Source organism: Cupriavidus sp. SK-4 (assembly GCF_000611125.1).
Lineage (GTDB): Bacteria > Pseudomonadota > Gammaproteobacteria > Burkholderiales > Burkholderiaceae > Cupriavidus > Cupriavidus necator.
In genome coordinates, this window is sequence record NZ_JFJW01000162.1 from 1 (window position 1) to 8,747 (window position 8,747).

7 protein-coding genes are annotated in these 8,747 nt (G+C 67.3%); 2 read left to right on the forward strand and 5 right to left on the reverse strand.

Features of this window, described 5'->3' with window-relative positions; genetic code table 11:
- Positions 1 to 26: 26 nt before the first annotated feature.
- From CF68_RS31555 to CF68_RS31570, 4 genes are all read right to left on the reverse strand, one after another.
- Positions 27 to 644, reverse strand: a complete 618-nt coding sequence (locus CF68_RS31555) for a pyridoxamine 5'-phosphate oxidase family protein (protein WP_035826794.1) — start codon at positions 642 to 644, stop codon at positions 27 to 29.
- A gap of 56 nt (positions 645 to 700) precedes the next feature.
- A complete protein-coding gene (locus CF68_RS31560) occupies positions 701 to 1,561 on the reverse strand; it encodes a PhzF family phenazine biosynthesis protein (protein WP_035826796.1) in 861 nt (286 codons plus the stop codon).
- 175 nt (positions 1,562 to 1,736) lie between these two features.
- Positions 1,737 to 3,362 (reverse strand): gamma-glutamyltransferase, encoded by a 1,626-nt coding sequence (ggt, locus tag CF68_RS31565; protein WP_035826797.1) that lies wholly within the window; start codon positions 3,360 to 3,362, stop codon positions 1,737 to 1,739.
- Between the two features lie 38 nt (positions 3,363 to 3,400).
- Positions 3,401 to 4,378, reverse strand: coding sequence for a tripartite tricarboxylate transporter substrate binding protein (locus CF68_RS31570; protein ID WP_035826799.1), 978 nt, complete (start codon positions 4,376 to 4,378; stop codon positions 3,401 to 3,403).
- A gap of 162 nt (positions 4,379 to 4,540) precedes the next feature.
- Here CF68_RS31570 and CF68_RS31575 point away from each other — a divergent pair, with 162 nt between their 5' ends.
- Both CF68_RS31575 and katG read left to right on the forward strand, forming a co-directional pair.
- On the forward strand, positions 4,541 to 5,425 hold the full coding sequence (locus CF68_RS31575; protein ID WP_035826800.1) for a LysR substrate-binding domain-containing protein: 885 nt from the start codon (positions 4,541 to 4,543) through the stop codon (positions 5,423 to 5,425).
- A gap of 307 nt (positions 5,426 to 5,732) precedes the next feature.
- Positions 5,733 to 7,997, forward strand: coding sequence for a catalase/peroxidase HPI (gene katG / locus CF68_RS31580; RefSeq protein ID WP_035826801.1), 2,265 nt, complete (start codon positions 5,733 to 5,735; stop codon positions 7,995 to 7,997).
- A gap of 199 nt (positions 7,998 to 8,196) precedes the next feature.
- Here katG and CF68_RS31585 read toward each other — a convergent pair whose 3' ends face one another.
- Complete coding sequence (locus CF68_RS31585; protein WP_035826802.1) at positions 8,197 to 8,670, reverse strand: aminoacyl-tRNA deacylase; 474 nt, start codon at positions 8,668 to 8,670, stop codon at positions 8,197 to 8,199.
- Positions 8,671 to 8,747 lie beyond the last annotated feature (77 nt).

The following is an 8,747-nucleotide window of genomic DNA, read 5'->3' on the forward strand; positions in this document are numbered from 1 at the left end:
CTAAATCCAATTAGTGTGAACACGCCCTAGTAGAGCGTGGTGCGCTGCCGCTCGGGCAGGTCGCGGTCGTAGGCGGCGCCGTCGATGGCGTTGTCGGTCAGCGTGGACAGGATCTCGCCGTTGCTCGGCAGCGACTGGCGCGCCACCTGCGCATCCGCTGCCCACAGCCGTGAGCGGATCAGCGCGCGGGCGCACTGGAAGAACACTGACTGCACCGTGACCACCAGCACCGTGGTCGGGGCCTTGCCGTCGACCACGCAACGCGCGACCAGCGCCGGGTCGACGCTGATCTGCGCGGTGCCGTTGACGCGGATGGTCTCGTTGATGCCGGGGATCACGAACAGCAGCCCCACGCGCGGATCGGCAACGATATTGCGCAGGCTGTCGATGCGGTTGTTGCCGCGCCGGTCGGGCAGCAGCAGCGTGCGTTCATCCAGCACCTGCACAAAGCCCGGCGCATCGCCGCGCGGCGAGCATTCGGCCCAGTCCTCGCCCACCGTCGACAGCAGGCAGAACGGTGCCGCCTCGATAAAGGCGCGGTAGTGCGGGTGCAGGTAGTCGACTTCCTTGGACAGCGACGGGGCCGCCGGTTGCGCGTAGAGCGCTTCCAGCTCGGCCAGCGTGGTGATGGCGTGCGAGGTCATGGCGGGCGGGGCGTGGGTCGGCGTGGGGCGAAACCGTCAATGTAGCGCAGATGACGTTACACGGTCACGGTACCCCGGCCGATCTCCAGCACGCGGCCGCCCACGCGGATGGCGCCTTCGGCATCGACCGCCAGGCGCAGCCGGCAGGGGCGGCCCACCGCCTCGCCCTGGTCGATCGCATACTCGGCCGGCAGCGCGTGGCCGCTGGCCAGCAGCCAGCCGCCCAGGTTAGCGCAGGCCGAGCCCGTGCCCGGATCCTCGGCCACGCCGCCGCCCTGCTTGGTGAAGAAGTAGCGCGCCAGCACGCGGCCGGGCCGTTCCGGGTCGAAGGCAAAGACGTAGGCGGTCTTGCGGCCCAGGCTGCTCTGCGGCCAGATCTGCAGGCGCGCGCTGTCGGGGTTGGCGCGGCGCACGGCATCGGTGCTGCGCACCGCCACCAGCAGCTGGTCGGCGCCGGTGTCGACCCACATCGGCGATACCAGCAGGTCGTGTTCCCGCAGGCCGAGCAGGCTGGCCATGTCGGCATCGGGCAGGCCGGCCGGCGCGGTCTTCGGCTTGCCGTTGTGAGGGGCGGTGAAGGTCCAGACATCGCCCTGCGCGGTCACCGGCACCACGCCCGCCGGGAACTCCAGCGTCAGCGCATCGCCAGTGCCGGCCAGTTCGCGCACCGCGTGCGCGGTGCCCAGCGCCGGATGGCCGGCGAAGCGCATCTCATAGCCCGGCGTGAAGATGCGCACCCGCGCGCTGGCACGCTCCGACGGCAGGATAAAGGTGGTTTCCGACAGGTTGAACTGCAGCGCCAGCGCCTGCATCGTGGCATCGTCCATGCCGCGCGCATCGTCGAACACGCACAGCGGATTGCCGCCGAAGGTGGATTCGGCGAAGACGTTGAGCAGGCGGAAAGCGTAGGTGGTCATGGCGCGGGGGGCTCCGGAGGCTGGTTGATCACCAGTGTACGGAGCGGGCGCGGACACGCCATGCACAGTTGGGCCGATCGCGGGCGGGCCAGTTGCGGACAGTTCTGCCGCGCCATGAAAAACGCCCGGGCGGACCCGGGCGTTTTTCATGGCGCAGGCAACTGAGTCAGCAGGCTCAGAACCCCACTGCCTGGCCATCGCGCCGGCTGTCGCTGGCCGCGACATAGCCGTGCTCGGCGTCGTCCGACAGGCGCCAGATGAACTGGCCCGAGCCGAAGTCCATGTACGGATCGTCCACCGACTTGAGCTGGTGGCCGCGCGCCTTCAGGCCCTCGACCGTGGCCGGGTCCATGGTGCCTTCCACATCCAGCGTGAAGTCGCGGTTGACCTTCCAGCGCGGCGCGCAGCACGCGGCCTGCGGCTGCTGCTTGTAATCCAGCATGCGCACCACGGTCTGCAGGTGCCCCTGCGGCTGCATGTCGCCGCCCATCACGCCGAAGCTCATCACCGGCTGGCCGTCCTTGGTCAGGAAGGCCGGGATGATGGTGTGGAACGGACGCTTGCCGCCCGCGACCACATTGGCCGACTTCGGGTCCATCGAGAAGCCCACGCCGCGGTTCTGCAGGCTGATGCCGGTGCCCGGCACCACCACGCCCGAGCCGAAGCCCATGTAGTTCGACTGGATGAACGAGATCATCATGCCGTTCTCGTCGGCGGCGGTCAGGTAGATGGTGCCGCCCACCTTGGGCATGCCGAAGTCGAAATGCGTGGCGCGCTGCATGTCGATCAGCTTCGCGCGCGACTTCAGGTACGCGTCATCGAGCATTTCCTCCGGCGTGACTTCCATGCTGCGCGGGTCGGCCACGTAGCGGTAGAGGTCGGCAAAGGCCAGCTTCATTGCCTCGATCTGCAGGTGCTGCGAGTCGACCGAGTCCACCGGGATCGACGACATGTCGAACTGGTCCAGGATGCCCAGCGCGATCAGCGCGGCGATGCCCTGGCCATTGGGCGGGATCTCGTGCAGCTCGTAGCCGCGGTAGGACTTGCTGATCGGCTTGACCCAGTCGGGGCGGTAGTTGCGCAGGTCATCGAGCGTCATGGCGCCGCCGCACTGCTGGCTGAAGGCGGCAATCTGCTCGGCGATCTCGCCTTCGTAGTAGGCGCGGCCACGGGTCGCGCCGATCTTGCGCAGGGTTTCGGCGGCAGCCTTCATGGTGAACTTCTCGCCCACCGCGGGGGCGCGGCCATTGGGCATGAAGGTCTCGGCATAGCCGGGCTGGTCCTTCAGCTCAGGCACCGCGGCGGCCCACTTGTGCGCCACCACCGGCGGCACGGCATAGCCGCGCTCGGCGATCTCGATCGCCGGCTCCATCAGGTCGGCGAACGGCAGCTTGCCGAAGCGCTCATGCAGCGCGGCCCAGCCGGCGACCACGCCGGGCACGGTGACCGAGTCCCAGCCGCGGATCGGGCGGTTGGCCAGGCCGTTGGCGTCGGTGCCGTACTTGTTCTTGAAGTACTCCGGGCTCCACGCCGCCGGGGCCACGCCGGACGAGTTCAGGCCGTGCAGTTCCTTGCCGTCCCAGAGGATGGCGAAGGCATCGCTGCCCAGGCCGCACGACACCGGCTCGACGATGGTGATCGCGGCGGCCGCGGCGATGGCCGCATCGACGGCATTGCCGCCCTTGAGCAGCATGCGCAGGCCGGCCTGCGCGGCCAGCGGGTGCGAGGTGGAGACCACGTTGCGCGCAAACAGCGGGATGCGTACGGAGGGGTAGGGGTTGGTCCAGTTGAAGTTCTGCATGCTTGTCTGTGTCCTTGTGCTTGGGCGCTCAGCGGCCCTTATTCTGCCGTGATCTTGCGATCCTTGATCAGCTTGCCCCAGCGCGCGCTGTCCTTCTTCACCATCGCGGCGAACTGCGCCGGCGTGCCGCCGACCGGCTCGGCGCCCAGCTTGCCCAGGCGTTCCTTGACCTCGGGCGACTGGATGGCCTTGTTGAACTCAACATTCAGGCGGTTGACGATATCCGCCGGCAGGCCCTTGGGGCCATAGATGCCGAACCAGGTATCTGACTCGAAACCGGGCAGGCCCGACTCACTCGCCGTGGGGATTTCCGGTGCCAGCGGCGAGCGCTTGGCGCTGGTCACCGCCAGTGCCTTGAGCTTGCCGTCCTTCACATGCGGCAGGCCCGACACGATGCTGTCGAACAGCACCTGCACCTTGCCCGAGATCAGATCCGGCACGGCCAGCGCGGTGCCGCGGTAGGGGATGTGGGTGATGAACACGCCCGCCTGCGCCTTGAAGGCCTCGGCGGTCAGGTGCACCACGGTGCCGTTGCCGCTGGAAGCGTAGTTCAGTTCGCCGGGATGCTTCTTGGCGTAGTCGATCAGCTCGCGCACGTTCTTCGCCGGCAGGCTGTTCGGCACCACCAGCAGGTTGGTGGCGGTCGCCACCTGGCTGACCGGGGTGAAGTCGGTCTCGGTGTTGTACGGCAGGCGGGTGTTGATATACGGCCCGATCGAATGCGTGCTGGTGGTGGCGATCAGCAGCGTATAGCCATCGGGCGCGGCCTTGGCGGCCATGTCCGAGCCGATCGCGCCGCCGGCGCCGGGGCGGTTGTCGACCACGATCTGCTGGCCCAGGTTGGCGCCCACCTTCTGCGCGATGGCGCGTGCCAGCAGGTCAGTCGCGCCGCTGGCCGGAAAGGGCACGATCAGGCGGATCGGCTTGCTGGGATAGGTGTCGGCCAGTGCGGGCGTGGCGGCCAGGCAAAGCCCGCAGCCAAGGCCGATGCCGAAGCGGCGCAGCCAGGATTTCATTCTTGTCTCCGGTGTCAGGCGATTGGCCCCGATTCATGAGCCGGCCTTCATTATTCCGTGCTGCCGATCACAAAGAAAGCTAATATTTCTTTCCAATGTCACAAGGAAATCTTAAGGATCGCGCCTTGCGGCATATGCCTGACTCTTCCTTTGTGTGCATTGATGAGCACTGTCCGCTTCCTCCGTACCTTCGTTGCCGTGGCCGAGCACGGTTCCTTTGCCGCCGCCGCCGGCCAGGTGGCGCTGACCCAGGCCGCCGTCAGCCTGCAGATGCGCGCGCTGGAGACCGAATTGCGCCGCGAACTGTTCGACCGCAACGGCCGCGTGGCCGTGCTCAATGCCGACGGCCGCGCGCTGCTGCCGCAGGCGCGGCGCATGCTGGCGCTGTATGACGAGATGCGCCTGCCGCTGGCCTCGGACGAAGTCATGGCGGGCGCGGTGGCGGTGGGTGCGGTGGTGTCGGTGATGGGCGGGCTGTCACATGCGGTGGCGCATATGAAGCGCACTTATCCTGCGCTCGACGTGCGCCTGATCGGCGCCAAGTCGATCGAGCTGGCGGCGCAGGTCGAGGCCGGCGAGCTGGATGCCGCCATCCTGGTCGAGGGCGCAGCGCGCGTGCCCGGCACGCTGCGCTGGACGCCGCTGTACCAGGAGCCGCTGGTGGCGATCGCGGCACGCGGCAGCCCGGGCCGCGACGCGCGCGAAGCGCTTGCCTCCAATCCCTACCTGCGCTTCGACCGCAGCCAGCGCACCGGCGTGCTGGTCGAGCGCGCGCTGCGCCGCGCCCACCTGAAGGTCAACGAGTTCCTGGAGCTGAACGCGATCGAGGCGCTGGTGGAGCTGGTGCGGCAGGAGGTCGGCGTGACCGTGGTGCCGCTGCTGCGCCGCGCGCGCTGGCGCGACGACGAGGCGCTGCGCATCCTGCCGCTGCTGGTCAACGGCGAGCCGGTGATGCGTCACATCGGCATGCTGGAACGGCGCGACCACGGACGCGGGCAGGTGACCGCGGCGGTACGGGCGGCCTGCAGCGAACTGTTTGGCGCCTAGTGCGGGTTGCGTCCACGCCATAACCGGGGTCTATCGGGAGGATAGTCAGAAACGCATTCTCCTGGCGCTCAGCTGTGCATATATTTGGGTTGCGGACTGCCGCTGACGCGGCCGCATTGCCATGGGGCGGCGCCCGACCTGGCGCGTCGGAGCATGCCCAGCGCACCGGCAGAAATCAGCCGGCACGCTTTTGAAGGAGATTCCCGGCGTGGATCCGCAAGATCCGCCGGAGCGGGGTCGTTGATGCAACAACGCCCCCGCGCCATCGCTGCAGGTGTGTTCAGTACGTCCCACAAGGAGAGAACGCATGTCAAACGAAGCAAAGTGTCCCGTCACCCATACCGCTGGCGGCGGTACGACCAACCGCGACTGGTGGCCAAAGCAGCTGCGCCTGGACCTGCTCAGCCAGCATTCCAGCAAGTCCAACCCGCTGGGCGCGGACTTCAACTATGCGCAAGCCTTCAAGAGCCTCGACCTGGCGGCGGTGAAGAAGGACCTGGCGGCGCTGATGACTCAATCGCAGGACTGGTGGCCGGCGGACTTCGGCCACTACGGCCCGCTGCTCATCCGCATGGCCTGGCATAGTGCCGGCACGTACCGCATTGGCGATGGCCGTGGGGGCGGTGGGCGCGGCCAGCAGCGTTTCGCGCCGATCAACAGCTGGCCGGACAACGTCAGCCTGGACAAGGCGCGCCGCCTGCTATGGCCGATCAAGCAGAAGTACGGCCAGAAGATCTCCTGGGCCGACCTGATGATCCTGAGCGGCAACGTCGCGCTCGAGACCATGGGCTTCAAGACCTTCGGCTTCGGCGGTGGCCGCGAAGACACCTGGGAGCCGGACCTGGATGTGTACTGGGGCAATGAAAAGACCTGGCTGGGCGGTGACTTTCGCTACGGCAAGGGTGCCGCCGGCCAGTACGACGACGAGGGCGTGATCGTCGCCGACGAGGAAATGCATGGCGCCGAGGCCAGCCGCACCGACCAGGAACGCAACCTGGAGAACCCGCTGGCCGCCGTACAGATGGGCCTGATCTATGTGAACCCGGAAGGCCCGGAAGGCAACCCCGACCCGCTCGCCGCGGCGCACGATATCCGCGAAACCTTTGCGCGCATGGCCATGGACGACGAGGAGACTGTCGCGCTGATTGCCGGCGGGCATGCCTTCGGCAAGACGCACGGTGCCGGTCCCGCCGGGGACAACATCGGGGCCGAGCCCGAAGGCGCCGACCTTGAAAACCAGGGCCTGGGATGGTCAAGCGCCTATGGCACCGGCAAGGGCGCCGACACCATCACCAGCGGGCTGGAGGTGACCTGGAGCAATACGCCGACGAAGTGGGGCAATAGCTATCTGGAAAACCTGTTCCGCCACGAATGGGAACTGACCAAGAGTCCCGCAGGCGCCAACCAGTGGGTGGCCAAGGATGGTGGGGAAACCATCCCGCACGCTTACGATCCCTCGAAGAAGCTGCGGCCAACGATGCTGACCACGGATCTCTCGCTGCGTCTGGACCCGGTTTACGAGAAGATCTCGCGGCGCTTCCTGGAGCATCCTGACCAGCTCGCCGATGCCTTTGCCCGCGCCTGGTTCAAGCTGACCCACCGCGACATGGGCCCGCGCGCGCGCTACCTCGGCCCGGAAGTGCCGGCCGAAGAGCTGATCTGGCAGGATCCCATCCCGGCGGTTGACCATCCGCTGGTCAATGAGCAGGACATCGCCGCGCTCAAGCAGAAGATCCTGGCGTCAGGGCTGCCGGTCTCGCAACTGGTGCAGACCGCCTGGGCCTCGGCATCCAGCTTCCGCGGTTCGGACAAGCGTGGTGGCGCCAATGGCGCGCGCATCCGCCTGGCGCCGCAGAAGGACTGGGCCGCCAACGAACCCGAGCAGCTGGCCAAGGTGCTGAAGGTGCTCGAAGGGATCCAGGCCGAGTTCAATGGTGCGCAGTCCGGCGGCAAGAAGATCTCGCTCGCCGACCTGATCGTGCTGGCCGGTGGTGCCGGGATCGAGCAGGCGGCGCAGAAGGCCGGCCATCGCGTGACCGTGCCGTTCACGCCGGGACGCATGGATGCGTCGCAGGAACAGACCGACGTGCAGTCGGTCGGCGCGCTCGAGCCGAAGGCGGACGGCTTCCGCAACTTCCTCAAGCAGAAGTACAGCATCCCGGCGGAGGCACTGCTGATCGACAAGGCGCAATTGCTGACCCTGACCGCGCCCGAGATGACGGTGCTGGTGGGCGGGCTGCGCGTGCTGAACGTCCATACCGGGCAGGATGCGCACGGCGTCTTCACCGACCGGCCGGAAACGCTGACCAACGACTTCTTCCGCAACCTGCTCGACATGAGCACGGAATGGAAGCCGCTGTCGGAAGCCCGGGAAGTGTTCGAGGGGCGTGACCGCAAGACCGGTGCGAAGAAGTGGACTGGTACCCGGGTCGACCTGGTGTTCGGTTCGCATGCCCAGTTGCGGGCGCTTTGCGAGGTCTACGCAAGCGAGGACGCGCAGGAGAAATTTGTCCGGGACTTCGTCGCCGCCTGGGTCAAGGTGATGAACCTCGACCGGTTCGAGGTCGCTTGAGCGGTGGCTGGGCCCCGTCAGGGCTGTCATTCGCCTGACGGGGCCGGGTCCGCGATTGAACCAGGATCCTTCGCCGGTCAGCGTGGCCGGCGGCGGCAGCTTTTTGCCATCCGCGCGTGAGCGGCCTGGTGAAGCGATCGCCAACGCAAAAGAAAAGCGGCCGGCAAGCGCCGGCCGCGTGGCCTGCCAGGGCAGGACCCTACATCATCCTGTGCGCAAAATGCCCGCGCCGCGCGTCGGCCATCAGGTCGAGGAACTGCTCGGTGCTCATGTGCACCAGTTCCTGGTGGTCGCCCGCCTCGAAATAGACGTCGGGGTGCGTGAGCAGGCTGTCGTCGAGCCAGGTCTGCGTGCCGTACGCCATGCCAACCGGCGGGATCGCGCCATGGTCGCAGTCGCGGAACACCTCGCGCACGCCATCCTCATGCGCCAGCGACAGCTTGCGGCCGGTCTGCTCGCAGATCTCCGACAGTTTCAGGTGGTGAGTCGACGGAATCACGACTGCGACGTAGCCGCTGCCGTCTTCCAGCAGGACGGTCTTGGCCAATCGGTCTCCGGGAATGTGTGCGGCCTGCGCAGTGGCCATGCTGCTGAGGCTGTAGGGGTGCCGAACGGTGTCGAACTGGCTCTGCTTCTTGCTCAGGCATCTCGCCAGCGTGGTAGACATGGTCATGATTTCAACCTCCGACGCGCGCAGCGCGACCGTTGTCCGAATTCTACCAATATAGGTGGTGGTCGGGGGGCGGGGGG